Source organism: uncultured Dietzia sp., assembly GCF_937873725.1.
In the GTDB taxonomy this organism is placed as follows: Bacteria; Actinomycetota; Actinomycetes; order Mycobacteriales; family Mycobacteriaceae; genus Dietzia.
Window position 1 is genome coordinate 1 of sequence record NZ_CALMYY010000125.1, and the last position, 15,583, is coordinate 15,583.

Consider the following 15,583-nt stretch of genomic DNA (forward strand, 5'->3'; position numbering starts at 1 on the left):
TGCCGCCACCCCGGGTGCTCGGTCGCGGCCGACCGCTGCGACGTGGACCATGTGATCCCGTTCCTGCACGAGGATCCGCGGAGCGGTGGCCTGACCGTGGAATGGAACCTCATCTGCCTGTGCCGGACCCACCACAGACTCAAGACGTTCTCCGGATGGCGGTACAGGGTGGATCGGGACGGGGTGGTGGACATCACGACCGAGACCGGTCGCAGGATACGGACGTGGCCGTCCGGCCCGCTCGCGCACGCGCGACGGATCGAGGAGGCGATCGACGCGGCGGCCGCGGCCGACCTGCGGCCCGGTCCGGACTCTCGGCCCCGCGCCCCGGAACCGGTCTGCCCCGGCGGCGGGATCGTCCACGAGGCCGGACTCTGCGACTGTGGGTCGCTCGGGGTGGACAGCGCGCCCGGCGAGGTCGACCGGGAACCCACCCACAGCGACGGGTCCCCGCGTGGGGTCTTCATCGGCCATCGGTTCACCACACGAGAGCGACGCCGGCGCGCACGACGCCAGGGTGAGCGGGAACTCCTCAACCTCGAGCGGCGGGCGCGGAGGGAGGCGAGGCGGGACGAGCGGCGTGCGAGTGAGGTGGACGACCCGCCACCGTTCTGAGCCGCGGGCGCGGCCCCGGCCGGGTCCTACGCGACGGTGATCTCGCCCATCGTTCCCCACTCCTCGCCGTCGACGGTGGTGTTGATGATCCGTGGGGTGCGCTCCAGGTACCGGGCGGCGGAGCCGGTGAACTCGGCGAAGTGCGTGGAGTTCACGTGCGCGGCCGGGGCGTCCCCGTCCCGGAAGGCCTCGCACAACAGAAAGGTGTTCGGGGCGTCGGCCGATCGGTACCAGTCGAACCACAGGTTTCCGGGCTCCGCGCGGGTGGCCTCGGTGAAACCGTGGGTGATCTCGAGCCAGTTCTCGGCGAAATCCGGCTTGACGTCAAAACGCACGTTGATGAGCATCATGCCCCCATCCTGCCCGTCCGGTCGGGGCCCGTCGAGCGGCGTGACTCGCCCCGACATACGGGGCGGGCCTACCCTGGAGCGGGTGACCATCGAGCTGAGCATCGAGAACCCCTGCGTCCCGCAGATGGAGGCCGATCCCTCCGTGCGTGCCGTCTGGGACCGGCTGTCCGTCGACGCGACCTCCAGCAGGAACGAGCCGCTCATCGCGGGGCTCGTCCTGGACCTCATCGACGGCTGCGATGACCTCGGGGAATCCCTCGCCAGGCTCGCCGCGTCGCGCATCGCCACCCCCGAGATCGGCAGGCACGTCCTGGAGAAGGAGATCCGTGCCGTCCTGGTCGAGCACCCGCGCGTCCTCGAGGCGGTCGCGGCCGACCTGGTGGTGAGCTTCGAGCGGAACCCCGCGTACCCGAACTACCTCGTCCCCTATCTGTTCGCCAAGGGATTCCTCGGCCTGCAGGTGCACCGCGTGGCGCACGAGATGTGGAATTCCGGCCGCGTCATGGCCGCGTCGTTCCTCCAGAGCCGCATCTCCGAGGTGTTCGCCATGGACATCCATCCGGCCGCTCGCGTGGGATCGGGCATCCTCGTCGACCACGCCACCGGCATCGTCATAGGGGAGACCTGCGTGATCGGGGACGGGGTCTCGATCCTCCAGGGCGTCACGCTCGGCGGAACGGGAAACGAGGACGGGGACCGGCACCCCAAGATCGGATCGGGCGTCCTGCTGTCGGCGGGGTCGATCGTGCTGGGCAATGTCATGGTGGGCGACTGCTCACGGGTGGCGGCAGGCTCGGTGGTCCTGGACGAGGTCCCGCCGCACACCACGGTGGCGGGGGTTCCCGCCAAGGTCGTCCGCAGGCACGCGGAGTCCCTTGTCCCGGCCGAGGAGATGGATCAGGAGATCGACCCGGCCGGGTAGGGCCGGGTCGAGCGGACGTCAGATGAGAGTTCTGGTGGTGGACGACGAGCCGGCCCTCCGGGAGAGCGTTCGGCGCGGACTGGTCGCGGGTGGGTGGGCCGTCGACACCGCGCCCGACGGCGAGGTCGCGCTCGACGCGGTGGGTGACGAGGACTACGACGTGGTGGTGCTCGACATCATGATGCCGCGCCGCAGCGGGTACGAGGTGGTGAGGGAGATGCGCCGCCGCGAGATCTGGACCCCGGTGCTGATGCTCACCGCGAAGGACGGCGAGTACGACGAGGCCGACGCGTTTGACCTGGGAGCCGACGACTACCTGGTCAAGCCCTTCTCGTTTGTGGTCCTCGAGGCGCGGCTCCGGGCGCTGGTCCGGCGCGGCGCCCCGGAGCGGCCGACGTCCTTCTCCGCCGGAGACCTGGTGGTGGATCCCGCGGCGCGTGAGGTCCGGCGTGGCGCGGAGAGGATCACCGTCACCGCCCGCGAGTACTCGGTGCTGGAGTACCTCATCCGCAACCGCAACCAGGTGGTCTCCAAGGCGCAGATCCTGCGCGCCGTGTGGGACCCGGCCTACGACGGAGACGACAACATCGTCGAGGTCTACGTCGGGTACCTGCGCCGCAAGATCGATGCGCCGTTCGGCACCCGCGCGATCGAGACGGTCCGCGGCCAGGGCTACCGTCTCGTGGACAGCACGGTCGCGGTCGGCGGACCCGCCGGCGCGGCCGCGCAGTCCAGCTAGTCCCCCGGCCCTCAGTCCACCGGGCCCTCAGTCCACCGGGCCCTCGAGGTCGTCCGGGACCGCGATCCCGACCTCGACCGGCAACTCCACGACGAACCGCGCGCCTCCGCCGGGTGCGTCCTCCACCCGGACACCGCCGCCGTGGGTCCGGGTGATCTCGGACACGATGGCCAGGCCCAGGCCGGATCCGCCCGTGCCCCGGGCGCGGTCGGCGTCCAGGCGGGCGAAGCGATCGAAGACCGTGTCCCGCTGATCGGGCGGAACGCCCTCGCCGTCGTCGTCGACGGTGATCACGGCGCGCGGCGCCGCGGGGTCCGTGCGGTCCACGGCCAGGCCCAGGGACACCCTCCCGCGCGCGTGGCGGCGCGCGTTGTCGACGAGGTTGCGCACCACCCGAAGCAGGGCGTCGGGGTCCCCGACCAGCCGCGCGGGCTCCACGGAGACCGAGACCTCGAGGGAACCCGGGGCGCCGAGGCCCCGCAGGCGGGCGGCCTCGGAGAGCACGATGTCGTCGAGGTCCACGTCCTCCCGGCGCAGCGGCACCCCCCGCTCGTCGTTCTTGGCCAGGACGAGCAGGTCCTCGACCATCGCTCGCATGCGCTCGACCTCGGGCAGGAGCAGGTCGTCCACGGTCTCGACGTCCACCGGCGTGCCCGAGGTCGAGGACAGCTCCAGCAGCGTCGACAGGGTGGACAACGGGCTCCGCAACTCGTGGGACGCGTCGCCGACAAAGGCCACCTGGGCCGTGCGGGTCGCGTCGAGACGGGCGAGCATGGCGTTCATGGTCCGCGCGAGGCGGGCGATCTCGTCCTCCGCCTCGGGGACGGGGACGCGCTCCCCGCGTCCGGAGGCGGAGATCTCCGCGACGCGGGATCGGATCGCCTCCACGGGCCGCAGGACGCGTCCCATGGCGTAGTAGACGAAGACCGCCGTCGCCAGGCCCACCACCGGCACGAACGACAGGAAGAGGATGGCGCCGGCCATGAGCACGGTGTCGTAGCGCTCGGTCTCGGTCCCCACCTCCACCGCGAACGTCACCCCGCCGACGTCCGTCCCCACGGCCGTCACTCGGAGTTCGGTGCCGTCCGGTGCGGTCACCTCGCGCTGGACGACCTCGCCGGCTCCGGGCACCGCCAACGCCGGGACGTTCTCGAGTCCGCGGGTGACCTGCCCGGCCACCAGCCGGTTCCCCGGGGCCACGATCCGCACCAGGTCCACGCCCGACATCGGCTCGGAGACCAGCGCGAGGGCCGCCTGCGGGCCGCGGGTCGACAGTGACTCGGCCACATCGACCGCGCGGTTCCGGTCCGTGGTGTCGATCGCACTGTGCGCCGCCGACCGCAGGACCAACCACGCGCCACCGGCCCCCGTCGCCAGCACCAGCATGACGATCGCGGTGGCGATCACCGTGGTGGCGACGCGGATCGGCCATCGCCGGGGGGTTGTGAGGACCTCGCTCGTCAGGGGCACCGGTCCATTGTGCTGGCCGCCGGGGCCGCGCGGGCCGCGCACCGACGCCCGGGACGGAACTAGAACACGTGTTAGCGTCGCGGGGTGAGGGAATCGCAGCACCACGGTCCGGAGCCCCGCCTGGGGCTCACCTTCAGCCAGGCCGAGGACGGCAGCGTGAGCTGGCACCAACCTGTCGCCGACCAGTGCGTCGACCCGTCCGGCCGGTTCGCCACCGGAGGGCTGGCGGTGCTGGTCGACTCGGGGCTGGGCGCGGAGAACCACCGCCGCCGCCCCAAGGGGATGTGGACCGTCACCACCGAGCTGCGCCTCGACCTGATCGCTCGACCGCGCGAGGGCTCGACCGGGCTGGGGATCCGCGCGGACCACCTGGGCGACGACGGTCACTGCCTCACCACGCGCGGGGAGGTGATCGACGACGACGGCAAGGTGGTCGCCGCGGGACTGGTCAAATCCATGGAGCTCGCGGGGGTCGTGGACCCGGACGACTACGACGACGAGCCGCCCTGGCCCTCCGCGCTCGCGCCGGGAACGCTGGCCGAGGTGTTGTGCCTGACGCTCCACGAACGCCGCGACGGCCCGGCCGGCACGCTCGCGGTCGAGGCGGTGGTCGCTCCGGAGCCGGCACTGGCCAACCCGCTGGGCAACCTGCACTGTGGGGTGTTCGCCGCGGTCGCGGAGGTCGCGGGCTCGGCGGTCTTCTCGCACGAGCGACAGGTCAGCTCGTCGTCGCTCGACGTCCGGTACGTGCGCCAGATCCCGCTCGTCGGCCCGGTCACGGTGAGGGCCGAGGCGGTCCACGACGGCCGGAGCTGGGGGATCGCGCAGGTGGTGACGAGGGACGACCGGGGCAGGGTGTGCGCGGTGGCCTCGGTCACCGTCTACGGCCGGCGCTAGATCTGAGGCCGACGCCAGAACTACGGTCGGCGCTAGAACCACGGCCCGTCGCCGGAACGACCGCGGCCCGCCCCGAGGGGCGGGCCGCGGCGAGGTGCGGGGTGGGCGGGCTCAGGCCAGGGCGCCGAGCGCGGCGTCGTAGTCCGGCTCGGTGGTGATCTCGTCGACGAGCTGGGTGTAGACCACGGTGCCCTCGGGGTCGAGCACCACGACCGAGCGGGCGCACAGGCCGGCCAGCGGGCCGTCGACCATCGTCACGCCGTAGTCCGTGGCGAAGTCGCTGCGGAAGGTCGAGCCGGCGGAGACGTTCTCGATGCCCTCGGCGGCGCAGAACCGGCTGTGCGCGAACGGCAGATCGGCCGAGACGTTGACCACGACGGTGTTGTCCAGGCCGGCGGCCTTCTCGTTGAAGGTGCGGACCGACTGGGCGCAGACGCCCGTGTCGACGCTCGGGAAGATGTTCAGCACGACCTGCTTGCCCGCGAGCGCGGAGGACGTGACCGGCGCGAGGTCGGCGCCGACGAGGTCGAAGGCCGGAGCGGCCTGGCCGACGGCGGGGAGCTCGCCGGACGTGGTGACGGGATTGCCCTTGAATGCGGTGGTTGCCATGTGTCCGTTCTACCGGACAGCCGTCGCCCGGGGGTCGCACTCAGCGGGGGGTCGCCACGAAGACCGCGATCTCGTGGGGGACTCCCTTGACCTTTTTGAGCCGGAACGTCCTCTTGGGCCGGGTCGCGACGCGCGCCGGATCGAGCCCGGCGCGCGTCGCGTCGCTGACGAGGATCTCCCCCGGGCCCGCCTTCTCCGCGAGCCTCGCCGCGATGTTGACGTCCACGCCCAGGTAGTCGCCCCCGATCACGCGGGGGTGCCCGGTGTGGATTCCCACCCGGAGCCGGGGGTGCCACCCCGCGACCTCGACGGCGTCGACCCCCGCGGTGCAGGCCACGGCGGCGTCAAAGGCGAGCTGGGGCGAGGGGAACACGGCCATGAGACCGTCGCCGAGGCGCTTGACCACGTGGCCGCGGTGTTCGAGGACCTCGGGTTCGGTGGCCGCGGCGACCGTTCGCAGTAGTGCGAGCGATTCCGCGTCGCCAGCCCGCATGGCCCAGTTCGAGAACCCGACGAGATCGGTGAAGACGATGGTGACCTCGCCACCGTTCCCGCTCCTGCCGGTGCGCTCGAGCAGGGCGTGCCACACCTGGAGACCGCCGAGGGTCACCTCGCGCGATGCCGTGGGGCGGTCGTCGAACAGCCGCCCGGCCAGCCGGGCGACGGTCCCCGCGCCGTCCCGGCCGGCGGCGGAGAGGGGATCGCCGAAGCCGGAGTCGCCGGGCAGGGCCCGGCGGGCCCGGCGCACTGCCGCGACGGTCGTGGGGTGCCTGTCCGCGTCGCGGACGCCCGCCGTCATCCTGGCCGCCGCCGCACGTACCCGGTCCCGGTAGAGGTTCGACATGAGGACGAGCGTAGATCCAGGGATCAGTCGGCCGGTGTCGGTGTTGGTGTTGGTGTCGGTGTCGGTGTTGGCTGGCCGGTCTGGTCCACCGCCCGCCACAGGTACCACGACGCCACCGAGCGGTACGGCGCCCAGATCCCGGAGCGGGCGAGCATCCGGGCCGGGGTGGACGGGCTGGCCGGGGTGGCCGGGGTGGCAGGGGTGGCCGGGGTGTCGAGTCCCAGAGCCCGCTCGAACCCCCTGCGGACCCCGACGTCGGCCAGGGGGAACACGTCGGGCCTGTCCAACAGGAAGATCAGCAGCATCTCCACGGTCCATCGGCCCACTCCGCGGACGACGGTGAGAGCGGCGATCACCTCGTCGTCGTCGAGGGTGGTCAGTTCCGGCAACGTGGGGATCCGGCCGGTCCGCACCGCGTCGGACAGATCGCGCAGCGCGGCCACCTTGGGGCGGGAGATGCCGCACGCGCGGAGTTCGTCGTCGGGGAGTGCGGCGACGAGTCCGGGATCGAGGTGACGGGGGTCCGCGGCGTCGATGGTCCGACGGAGTCCGGGATCCGCCCGGTAGAGGTATCGGACCGCCAGCGTCTTGTCGTATCCTGCGGGCATGCCGAGCAGGGTACGTCGCGGCACCCCTGCCCGTCCGCCCGGCGACCAGCTGCGCCGGGGTCGGCAGTCGCTACAGGGTCGACACAAGGCCCGGGGGAGGAATGGCTACATGGGAAGAACGCAGATCAGACTGGCCGCGGTCGCGGCCACGGCGGCGTTCGCGCTGGGTGTCGGGACCGGCACCGCCTCGGCCGGCTCGGCCGAGATCCCCTCGGGGGTCGCGTTGTACGACGGGGCGATGATGCTGGGATGTCAGAACATCGACCCCTCGCTCCTGCCGTTGTGCGGCGGCTTCGAGGTGCTCACCACCGACGACCCGGCGATCCTCACCCTCAACCCGTTCACCACCGACATCGTGATCCTGGGCGCGGGGCTGTTCCCCGACGGCGGCATCCGCCCGGTGCTGGAGGAGCGGCTGCGGACCGGGCTCAGGCTCGCCCGCGAGTACCCGACTGCCCGGGTCGTCGTGTCGGGCGGCCTGCCGCAGAACGGCCGCACCGAGGCCCGCGCGATGGGTGACTGGCTCCGCGGCGCCGGTATCGCGCCGTGGCGGATCGTCGAGGAGGGCTACTCCGCCTCGACCGTGCAGAACGCGCAGAACACGGACCGGATCTTCCGGGACCGGGGCACCACCGGCGCCGTGGTGGTGACCTCCGACTCGCACCTGGCCCGCGCCGTGCTCAACTTCCGGCAGGCGGTCGGCGGACGGATCCCGGTCACCGGGGTCGTGGCTCGGGGCTGATCGCCGTCACTCCCTCCATCGCGGCCGCCGAACTCGCCTCCGCCGGTGGCGATCTGGGCGGGATCGCCGGCTGGGCGGTCGACGTCATGGGCGCTCTCGGGGGACCGGGCGCGGCGATCATCGTGGGCCTGGAGAACGTCTTCCCGCCCATCCCCAGCGAGATCATCCTTCCGCTGGCGGGCTTCAGCGCCTCCCAGGGGACGTTCTCCCTGGCCGCGGCGATCATCTGGACGACGATCGGGTCGGTCGCGGGCGCGCTCCTGGCCTACGGGCTCGGTCGGTGGCTGGGACCCCACCGGGTCCGGGTGCTGTTCGACCGCGTTCCGCTGATGAAGGTCGAGGACTTCGACAAGGCGCAGGGGTGGTTCGACCGGCACGGCAGGTCGTCGGTGTTCTTCGGCCGCATGGTGCCGGTCGTGCGGAGTCTCATCTCGATCCCCGCGGGCGTCGCGAGGATGAACCTCGCGGTCTTCCTGCTGCTCACCACCGGCGGCAGCCTGGTCTGGAACTCGATCTTCGTGGTGGGAGGGTACGCGCTCGGCAACCAGTGGTACCGGATCGAGTCGGTGGCGGGGTGGTTCTCCAACGCCGTGGTGGGCGTCATCGCGGTGCTCCTGGCGGTGTTTCTCGGGCGCCGGTCGCTGCAGGCCTGGGCGGAGGGGCGGAGACGGCGCAGGGAACAAAGCGCCGCACCCGAGAGTTGACTGATGTGACAGCAATTGCCGTGCCGCCACAGGAGGAACCCATGTCCGCCATCCGCCAGGTCGTCCCCCTCGGAGCACAGTGGCCGGGGGTCGACCCGTTCCTGTTCGCCGTCCACCACCTGGACCGGTTCCCCGCGGCGGACGGCCGGACCATGCGTCCGGCGGCCTCGCTCGCCGGCCGCTCCATCGGCCAGGACTTCTCGGGCAAGGACGGCTGGTCCATGTACCACGGGGACACCGTCCCCGGGTTCCCGCAACACCCGCACCGCGGTTTCGAGACCGTCACGGTGGTGCTCGACGGCGTGGTCGACCACGCCGACTCGCTCGGCGCGGCCGCCCGGTTCGGCCACGGGGACACCCAGTGGCTCACCGCCGGGTCCGGGATCTCCCACTCGGAGATGTTCCCGCTGCTGGACTCCGAGGGGCCCAACACGATGGAGCTGTTCCAGATCTGGCTCAACCTCGCGCCCGAGGACAAATCGGCCGAACCGCACTTCGACATGTTCTGGGGCGAGGAGACGCCCGTGGTGGTGCGCGGCGAGGAGGGCTCCGAGGCTCGTTTCCGGCTGATCGCCGGCGAGGTCGACGGAGTCCGCGCCCTGGACCCGCCGCCACACTCGTGGGCCGCGCGGCCGGAGAACCACCTGGCCATCTGGATCGTGACCCTCGACCCCGGCGTGAGCACCGAGCTCCCGGGCGGCGATCCCTCCGTCAACCGGGTCCTCTACAACTATGGTGGCGCGCTGACGGTGGGGGAGCAGGAGCTCGGCTACGACGCCGCCGTGCTCGCGCCCGAGGCGGCGACGGTCACCGCCGGTGCGGACGGCGCCGCGTTCCTCATCCTGCAGGCCCGCCCCATCGGCGCACCCGTGGTCCAGCAGGGGCCGTTCGTCGGCAACACCCGCGAGGACATCGCCACCGCGATGCAGGAGTACCGCGCCGGCGTCTTCGGCACCTGGGACCTCCCGCAGAACGACCCCGTCCACGACCACGGTCAGACCCGCTTCGCGCGCTACCCCGACGGCACCGTGAAGCGGCCCGTCAGCGCGGGCTGACGACGGCCCGGGTCAGGCCGCCCGGGTCAGGCCGCCCCGCCGGCCGCCCGGGTCAGCCCGCCCCGCCGTGGGACTGCACGAAATCGCCCACCAGCCGGGGCCACCCGGCCACCTCCTCCGGGGACCTCGCCACCTCCAACCGCGCGTCGGGCAGCAGCTCCAGCAGGTGCTCCGCCACCGGGAGCGGGTGCGAGGCGTCACCGGGCCAGGCCAGCAGGAGCACCGGCACGGCGAGCCGGGCCACCTCCTCCGGCGCCGGCAGGTCGGACGCCGCGGCGCCCCGGAACGCCGCCGGGAGCCACTCGTCCGCCACATCGGGGGCGGTGACCGGGCGGTCCGGGCTGATCGCCGGGGACGTGGGCGGCTGCCGCGTGAGGTCGGCCCAGCGGGCCCCGCCCCACCGCTCGACCTGGCGCGCCGCCAACTCGTACAGCCGGGACTGCTCGCGGCGCCATTCCCAGGCGGTCGGCGGGATGCCCAGGGTGAGCGAGGCGAACCTCTCCGGCTCGGCCACCGCGGCGGTGAGCAGGGTCGCCGACCCCATCGACTGGCCCACCCCGTGCACGCGCCGGGCGGGGAACTCGTCGCGGAGCAATCCCAGCAGATCGGCGGCAAGGACCGGCCACGTGTAGTCCGCGGGGTCGGCCGAACCCGATGAGAAGCCGTGCCCGCGCGCGTCGTACCGCAACACCTGTAGACCGGGCTGGCCCGCCGTGAGATCGAGCCCGAACACCTCGTCGCGGCGCCGGCTCGAGGACAGCCCGTGCAGCTGCACCACCGGGAGCCCCTCGCCCCTGACGTCGCGGGCGAGCGCGGGCCCGTCCCCGCCGGGCCGGGCGCCCGGCCGTCTCGTCGTCGTCACATTCCGCGCCTTTCCCCGTAACACGCGGCCCCTACCGTGCGGGCCATGAGGCTCACCACCGTAACGCGGATGTCGCTCCCCGACGGCGTCGTGCACCGGTTTGCGACCGACGTCACCCCAGGTCAGGGTGAGGATCTTCCGCCGTCGTTCGATCAGGCCCGCCACGCGTCGCTCGGCCCCCGCGCGGGCTCGTGGATGGCGGTGGCCTTCCACCTCCCGTTCCCCGCCGGCCGCGACCAGGTGGCGCGCGCGTGGCTCGCCGTGGTCGCCCGGCACGGGACCCTGCGCACGGTGCTGGAGGGTCACGACGACGAGCTGCGGCTCCGGCCGGTGGAGCTCCACCCACTCGGGTGGCAGACCCCGTCCGCAGAACCGGGCGAGGACCCCCGCGCGGTGCTCCGCCGGGTCCTGGACGAGGCGTGCTGCCCGTTCGCCAGGCCGGCGCACGCGCTGTGCCTGGTGGAACCCCGCTCCGCGGACCCGGCGGAGCGGCCGGTGGTGGTGATCGGACTCGATCACTCCCACGTCGACGCGTGGTCGTTGCTCGTCCTGATGCGGGACTTCTGCTCGTGCCTCGACGACCTCGCCTGCGGTCTCGAACCGGGGACGTGCCTGCCCCCCGCGGCGGCGTTCGCCGACCACACCCGGGAACTGGCCGCCCGACCTCCGGCGCTCCCGCGGGTGCGCCGCAGGTGGGCGGAGATCCTCTCCCGCGGCCAGGGCGGGATGCCGGTGTTCCCGATCGGACTGGGCGACCTCTCCACCCCGCGTGAGGAGGTGGTGGAGGTGCGGGACGTGCTGGAACCGGACGGTGTCGCGGCGCTGGAACGGGCGGCGGCCCGGGACGGGGTGAGGATGGTCGCCCTGGCGATGGCCGAGATGACCGCGGTGTTCCGGCGCCGCGAGGGGGTGGGTCTGAGGGCAGTCCTCCCGGTGCACTCCCGCCACGACGACCACCGCGGCGACCGGTGGCACGACTCGGTGGGGTGGTTCATCACCAATTCGGTGATCGAGTGCGAGGATCCCGACCCGCGCGCCTGCGCGGCGGCCGTGCGCGACGCGGTCGAACTGGGCTCGCACGCCCTCGGGCCGATCCTCGAACCGCACGGCGGGATGCCGCACACGCCCGGCATGTTCGCCATCTCGTGGCTCGACCACCGGCGCCTGCCGATCGACGTGGACCTCAGCCTGCGACCGCAGCACGTGTCGGCGGCCATCCGCACCAACGGGGTGATGGTGTGGTTCGTCACCAACGGCTCGGGCCTGCACGTGCGCTGCCGGTACCCCGACACCGCCGAGGCCCGCGACTCCGTGGGCGGGTGGCTCGACGAGGTGTGCGCCGGGCTCGTGCGGCGGGCGCTCGGCGGGGACAGCGCTGGTGGGGACGGCGCTGGTGGGGCGGTCAGCCCGGGGGCGCCGCCGGGTCCGGCCCGAGATCGGCCTGCAGCCACGCCACGTCCAGCCACCGCCCGTGCTTGAACCCGATCCTCTCCAGCCGTCCGGCCTCTCGGAATCCCATCGACAGGTGTAGTGCCACGCTGGGGTGGTTGGGCAGCGTCACCACCGCCAGCAGCCTCCGGAACCCCACTTCCTCCAGGCGGGCGAACAGCGAGGTGTAGAGCGATCGGCCCAGGCCGTGGCCCCGCGCGGCCCGGTCCACGTACACGCTCACCTCGCACGACCAGCGGTACGCCGCCCGTTCCTTGACCGGGCCGGCGTACGCGTAGCCCGCCACCCGTCCGTCGAGTTCGGCGACCAGCCAGTCGTGGTGCTCCAGGGCCCGGGAGATCCGGGCCTCGAACTCGTCGACGGTCGGCACCCGGTCCTCGAACGTCGCCGTGGTCTCGCGCACGTAGGGGGCGTAGACGCGCAGGCACGCGGCGGCGTCGGCGGGCGTGGCCCGGCGGACGACCGGGGCCGGTCCCGTCCCGGGGGGCGGATCGTCGATCGGCCCGCTCACACCTCCGGCCCGCCCGGGTTGCAGCCCTCGGCCGCCATCAGGTCGGCCCCGACCGGTGGGCGCCAGGGTTCGAGGTTCCAGGTGGGCTTGTCCGGTTCCAGGACCCGCGCCCAGGTCCAGTGGCAGTCGAACTGCTCCCGCATGCCCGGCGTGCCCGCGTCGGGGGCCAGGTCCAGCACCTCCCGCCAGGCGAGGGCCGCGCCGGAGACGCCCGGGTTCCCGCGACCGTCAGCCGTCGGCACCACCTCGAGGGAGGGTCCGAAGTCCGACTCCGCCCACGTGGCAGACGCGATGAGGCGGGCGGGGGCGGGGAGCGGAGGGGTGGTCGACGGTCGCTGGTAGGGAGTGGGCGCGGGCGCCGGCGGGCTCGTGGCCGCACAGCCGGCCGCCGCCGCCGCAGTCGCGACCGCGACCGCAGCCACGGCCACGGCCGCGCCGGCCGTGGACGGTCTGCTGCGGTGGGGGGACATCGGTGGGATTCTGCCACGGTCCGCGGACCCGTCCGGGGCGCCCGGGCGGCGTTCGGATCATCCTGCGGGACTCGCGCGTCGAGAGGTTGCGTTACCCGGTCGTGACCAGGATCCTGTGAGCCGGAGGGATCACGGCGCCCGCGGAACGTCCGCGCGCCGCCCCGCACAAGGAGCGTGACCGATGCCCGTGTTCGACTTCCCGCAGCTGCAGGCCGCCTGGGACGGGATCTTCCCGGCCATCTTCGGCCCCCTCGCGGCCTCCGTCGACATGATCGGGGCCTCCGTCCAGGGACCCTGACTCCCCACGACGGTGGTCGGGTGACCAGGATGCCGCCGCGTTCACCCCGCGGCGAGGATCTTCCGCAGCGTCTTGATGTTCCTGGTGGTGAGGTGACGCCTGTTCGCCCGGTCGTCCAGCACCGCAGCGGCGGCCGAGGTGAGGGTCGCGCCCCTGGACACCCGCCAGTACACGCACCCCGGGCCCCCGGCCACCGCCTCGGTGCCGGCCCCGGGGTCGTCCAGCGCCTCGAGCATCGCCGTGGCGACGCGGGTCGTCACAGCGGGGTCGTCGGAGAACACCACGTAGTCGTGGTGGTCGGCGAGCACGTCGAACGGGTAGGACTCCACCGCGACCGAAAGGTCGGCGAGGGGGAGCACCTGCACCACCGCGTCGTATCCGAACCGATCCGCGTAGGCGGCTTCGAGCACGGTGCGGAGCTCCTCGACGGTCCGGGGGTCGGTCACGGTGACGTTGCCCGTGGCCAGCACCGTCGTCACCTCGGCGCAGCCCGCGGCCTCGGTGCAGGCCCTCAGATCGGCCATGGGTATCCGCGCGCTCTTGCCCACGTTGATCCCGCGCAGCAACACGACCTTCCTGTGGGGCACTCCGGCGGGCGGTGTCGCAACCGTGTCCATTCGTCGATCCTGGCACCGGAGACGGGTCCGCAGGGTAGCTTTCCCGCCATGGCAGTCTCAGTGCAGTCAGTGACGGAAATCGAGGCCGGAATCCCCGAGATCATGGAGGTCCTGGCGGACGTCAACTCCCTCGTGGACTGGTCCGACGCCCACCGCGAGGTCGTGGTGAAGGAGGCCGACGAGGAGGGGTGGCCCATCGTCGTGTGGGAGAAGATCGCCCAGTACGGCGTCACCGACGAGATGGTGGTGAAGTACGAGTGGTACGACGGCGAGGTGAGCTGGTCGCTGGTCAGAAGCGGCACCCAGAAGATCCAGAACGCCCACTACCTCCTCACCGACAACGGCGACGGCACCACCAAGGTGGTCTTCGACCTCGAGGTGGACCTGAAGATCAAGCTGCCCGGCGCGGTCCTGAAGAAGGCACAGAAGCACATCGCCGACGTGGCCACCAAGGGCCTGCGCCAGGAGGTTCTCCGCAGGTACGGCTAGCTCGCCCCGAGCATCGCGAGTGCGCTGCGGACACCCGCCGCGGGTAGTTGACCGGGCGCCGAGGCGGGGCCGACCGTCGCGAAGGTGGCCGCGGAGCCGAACGTGCCACCGCCGATCCGGGTGATCGCCCCGAGTCCGCCCATGGACATGGTGATCAGCGGGATGCCGGCGACCTGGTGGCGCCGCGCGGTGGCGTCGAGGAGGGTCAGCACGTCGGTCGCGGACCGCGGCATGACGGCGATCTTGGCCACGTCGGCCCCCGCGCGCTCCATGGCCTCCAGCCGCGCGACGATCTCCTCGGCGGGCGGGGTCGCCTCGAAGTCGTGGTTGGAGGCCACCACCGGGGTGTCGTGGCCGTGCGCGGCGGCGATGGCATCCGCCGCTCGCGGGTGCCGGTACTCCACGTCCAGCGCGGCGGCCAGCCCGGTGGTCGCGAGCGCCTCGATCAACGCGACGTACGCCGCCGGCGCGATCTCGGCGCTCCCGCCCTCCGCCGTGGTGCGGAACGTCACCAGGACCGGGGTCCGGGGCAGCCGATCGGCGATGTGGCGCAGCGCCGCCACCGCCGGGGCCGGATCGGCCCCGGCGGTGGCCCCGGCCCCGGCGGTGAACGGCTCGTAGAGGTCGACGCGCCACTCGACCACGTCGAACGCCGCCGAGGGATCGACGCGCGCCGGACCGCTGCTGGGGGCGGCACCGGTCAGCGCGCCGAGCTGCTCGTCGAGTTCGGCCGGATCCCGCGCCGTGATGGGCACGATGATCGACGGCGAACGCGCGTCCAGGGCGAGCTGTGGGCGGGGCATGGTCAAACCCTACGACGACCCCACCGGACCCGGGACGTCAGCAACACCCGTCGCACGGGCACGGTCGCCGGGCGGGGATCAACTCCAGGGCCTCGACTCCCCCGGCGCCGACCCCTCGGTAGTAGCGCTCGGCCCACCTCAGGGTCTCGGAGGGGCACCTCACCGGCACGAGTTCCCACGTCGGGGCACCGCGTCCCTCGCACAGGAGGTGGCCCGCGTCGAGGAGCTCGCCGGACAGGACGACGCCTCCCCAGCGGTTGAGCAGCCCGGCGGTCTCGAGGGCGCCCAGCCCGCGGACGAGCAACTCCGGGTGGCCGTGGTCGGTGAGGCCGACCGTGTAGCCGAAGCACTGGTCGGGTGGCAGGGGTGCCTCGGTGCACCCGCCGCAGTCGCAGCCCTCGCCCACGTGGACCAGGTGGAGCCCGTAGCGGTCGATGGTGGCGGCGACCTGCACCATTTCGGGGTCCAGGGCGCGGGCGGAGACGGACGGGATGATGGTGTGGGACATGGGATCTCCAGTGTGTCGTGG

Annotated in this window: 20 protein-coding genes; 9 read left to right on the forward strand and 11 right to left on the reverse strand. The window is 72.8% G+C overall.

Annotated features, from left to right (window positions below):
• Positions 1 to 615: HNH endonuclease signature motif containing protein (locus tag Q0444_RS13840; RefSeq protein ID WP_299023489.1), on the forward strand; the 615-nt coding region annotated here is incomplete at its 5' end.
• Between the two features lie 26 nt (positions 616 to 641).
• Here Q0444_RS13840 and Q0444_RS13845 read toward each other — a convergent pair.
• Positions 642 to 965: a putative quinol monooxygenase gene (locus tag Q0444_RS13845; RefSeq protein ID WP_299023491.1), complete on the reverse strand. Its 324-nt coding sequence runs from the start codon at positions 963 to 965 to the stop codon at positions 642 to 644.
• A gap of 82 nt (positions 966 to 1,047) precedes the next feature.
• On the opposite strand from Q0444_RS13845, the gene Q0444_RS13850 reads away from it, so the two are divergent.
• Positions 1,048 to 1,887: a serine O-acetyltransferase gene (locus Q0444_RS13850; RefSeq protein ID WP_299023493.1), complete on the forward strand. Its 840-nt coding sequence runs from the start codon at positions 1,048 to 1,050 to the stop codon at positions 1,885 to 1,887.
• 22 nt (positions 1,888 to 1,909) lie between these two features.
• Entirely contained in the window at positions 1,910 to 2,626 is a 717-nt protein-coding gene (locus tag Q0444_RS13855) for a response regulator transcription factor (RefSeq protein ID WP_299023495.1), read from the forward strand.
• 27 nt (positions 2,627 to 2,653) lie between these two features.
• Here Q0444_RS13855 and Q0444_RS13860 read toward each other — a convergent pair whose 3' ends face one another.
• Positions 2,654 to 4,096, reverse strand: a complete 1,443-nt coding sequence (locus Q0444_RS13860) for a cell wall metabolism sensor histidine kinase WalK (protein WP_291082790.1) — start codon at positions 4,094 to 4,096, stop codon at positions 2,654 to 2,656.
• 84 nt (positions 4,097 to 4,180) lie between these two features.
• On the opposite strand from Q0444_RS13860, the gene Q0444_RS13865 reads away from it, so the two are divergent.
• The gene (locus tag Q0444_RS13865; RefSeq protein ID WP_299023498.1) at positions 4,181 to 4,993 is read left to right on the forward strand and encodes a PaaI family thioesterase; all 813 of its coding nucleotides are present in this window, start codon (positions 4,181 to 4,183) and stop codon (positions 4,991 to 4,993) included.
• Positions 4,994 to 5,104: 111 nt separating this feature from the next.
• Here the strand turns inward: Q0444_RS13865 and tpx are convergent, their stop codons facing one another.
• From tpx to Q0444_RS13880, 3 genes are read right to left on the reverse strand one after another with little or no spacing between them, the layout of a single operon-like run.
• A complete protein-coding gene (tpx, locus tag Q0444_RS13870) occupies positions 5,105 to 5,602 on the reverse strand; it encodes a thiol peroxidase (protein WP_291082796.1) in 498 nt (165 codons plus the stop codon).
• 40 nt (positions 5,603 to 5,642) lie between these two features.
• Positions 5,643 to 6,446 carry an adenylate/guanylate cyclase domain-containing protein gene (locus Q0444_RS13875; protein WP_291082799.1) on the reverse strand — a complete coding sequence of 268 codons (804 nt, stop codon included), beginning with the start codon at positions 6,444 to 6,446 and terminating at the stop codon, positions 5,643 to 5,645.
• 23 nt (positions 6,447 to 6,469) lie between these two features.
• Complete coding sequence (locus Q0444_RS13880; RefSeq protein ID WP_299023502.1) at positions 6,470 to 7,054, reverse strand: DNA-3-methyladenine glycosylase; 585 nt, start codon at positions 7,052 to 7,054, stop codon at positions 6,470 to 6,472.
• Positions 7,055 to 7,163: 109 nt separating this feature from the next.
• Here Q0444_RS13880 and Q0444_RS13885 point away from each other — a divergent pair, with 109 nt between their 5' ends.
• Genes Q0444_RS13885 through Q0444_RS13895 form a run of 3 tightly spaced genes read left to right on the forward strand, consistent with a single transcriptional unit; the run spans position 7,164 to position 9,555 of the window.
• Positions 7,164 to 7,796, forward strand: coding sequence for a YdcF family protein (locus tag Q0444_RS13885; RefSeq protein ID WP_291082802.1), 633 nt, complete (start codon positions 7,164 to 7,166; stop codon positions 7,794 to 7,796).
• Positions 7,797 to 7,813: 17 nt separating this feature from the next.
• Entirely contained in the window at positions 7,814 to 8,500 is a 687-nt protein-coding gene (locus Q0444_RS13890) for a DedA family protein (RefSeq protein WP_299023531.1), read from the forward strand.
• Between the two features lie 41 nt (positions 8,501 to 8,541).
• A complete protein-coding gene (locus Q0444_RS13895; protein ID WP_299023504.1) occupies positions 8,542 to 9,555 on the forward strand; it encodes a pirin family protein in 1,014 nt (337 codons plus the stop codon).
• Between the two features lie 52 nt (positions 9,556 to 9,607).
• On the opposite strand, the gene Q0444_RS13900 is transcribed toward Q0444_RS13895, so the two are convergent.
• Positions 9,608 to 10,417 (reverse strand): alpha/beta fold hydrolase, encoded by an 810-nt coding sequence (locus Q0444_RS13900; protein WP_291082811.1) that lies wholly within the window; start codon positions 10,415 to 10,417, stop codon positions 9,608 to 9,610.
• A gap of 45 nt (positions 10,418 to 10,462) precedes the next feature.
• Here Q0444_RS13900 and Q0444_RS13905 point away from each other — a divergent pair, with 45 nt between their 5' ends.
• Positions 10,463 to 11,896: a hypothetical protein gene (locus Q0444_RS13905; RefSeq protein ID WP_299023506.1), complete on the forward strand. Its 1,434-nt coding sequence runs from the start codon at positions 10,463 to 10,465 to the stop codon at positions 11,894 to 11,896.
• Here Q0444_RS13905 and Q0444_RS13910 read toward each other — a convergent pair.
• The 3 genes from Q0444_RS13910 to Q0444_RS13920 all read right to left on the reverse strand — a co-directional run bounded on the left by Q0444_RS13910 (position 11,820) and on the right by Q0444_RS13920 (position 13,762).
• On the reverse strand, positions 11,820 to 12,377 hold the full coding sequence (locus Q0444_RS13910; protein WP_291082817.1) for a GNAT family N-acetyltransferase: 558 nt from the start codon (positions 12,375 to 12,377) through the stop codon (positions 11,820 to 11,822). The two genes, Q0444_RS13905 and Q0444_RS13910, sit on opposite strands and share 77 nt — an antisense overlap.
• Complete coding sequence (locus tag Q0444_RS13915) at positions 12,374 to 12,847, reverse strand: DUF2599 domain-containing protein (protein WP_291082820.1); 474 nt, start codon at positions 12,845 to 12,847, stop codon at positions 12,374 to 12,376. Before Q0444_RS13915 ends, Q0444_RS13910 begins: the two co-directional genes overlap by 4 nt.
• Positions 12,848 to 13,186: 339 nt before the next feature.
• Complete coding sequence (locus Q0444_RS13920) at positions 13,187 to 13,762, reverse strand: DUF1697 domain-containing protein (protein WP_291082823.1); 576 nt, start codon at positions 13,760 to 13,762, stop codon at positions 13,187 to 13,189.
• A gap of 48 nt (positions 13,763 to 13,810) precedes the next feature.
• Between Q0444_RS13920 and Q0444_RS13925 the strand changes: the two genes are divergently transcribed.
• Positions 13,811 to 14,251, forward strand: a complete 441-nt coding sequence (locus tag Q0444_RS13925) for an SRPBCC family protein (RefSeq protein ID WP_291082827.1) — start codon at positions 13,811 to 13,813, stop codon at positions 14,249 to 14,251.
• Here the strand turns inward: Q0444_RS13925 and aroD are convergent.
• Both aroD and Q0444_RS13935 read right to left on the reverse strand, forming a co-directional pair.
• Positions 14,248 to 15,054 (reverse strand): type I 3-dehydroquinate dehydratase, encoded by an 807-nt coding sequence (gene aroD / locus Q0444_RS13930; RefSeq protein WP_291082830.1) that lies wholly within the window; start codon positions 15,052 to 15,054, stop codon positions 14,248 to 14,250. The two genes, Q0444_RS13925 and aroD, sit on opposite strands and share 4 nt — an antisense overlap.
• A 37-nt stretch (positions 15,055 to 15,091) precedes the next feature.
• A complete protein-coding gene (locus Q0444_RS13935; RefSeq protein WP_299023511.1) occupies positions 15,092 to 15,562 on the reverse strand; it encodes a DUF4262 domain-containing protein in 471 nt (156 codons plus the stop codon).
• Positions 15,563 to 15,583: the final 21 nt, after the last annotated feature.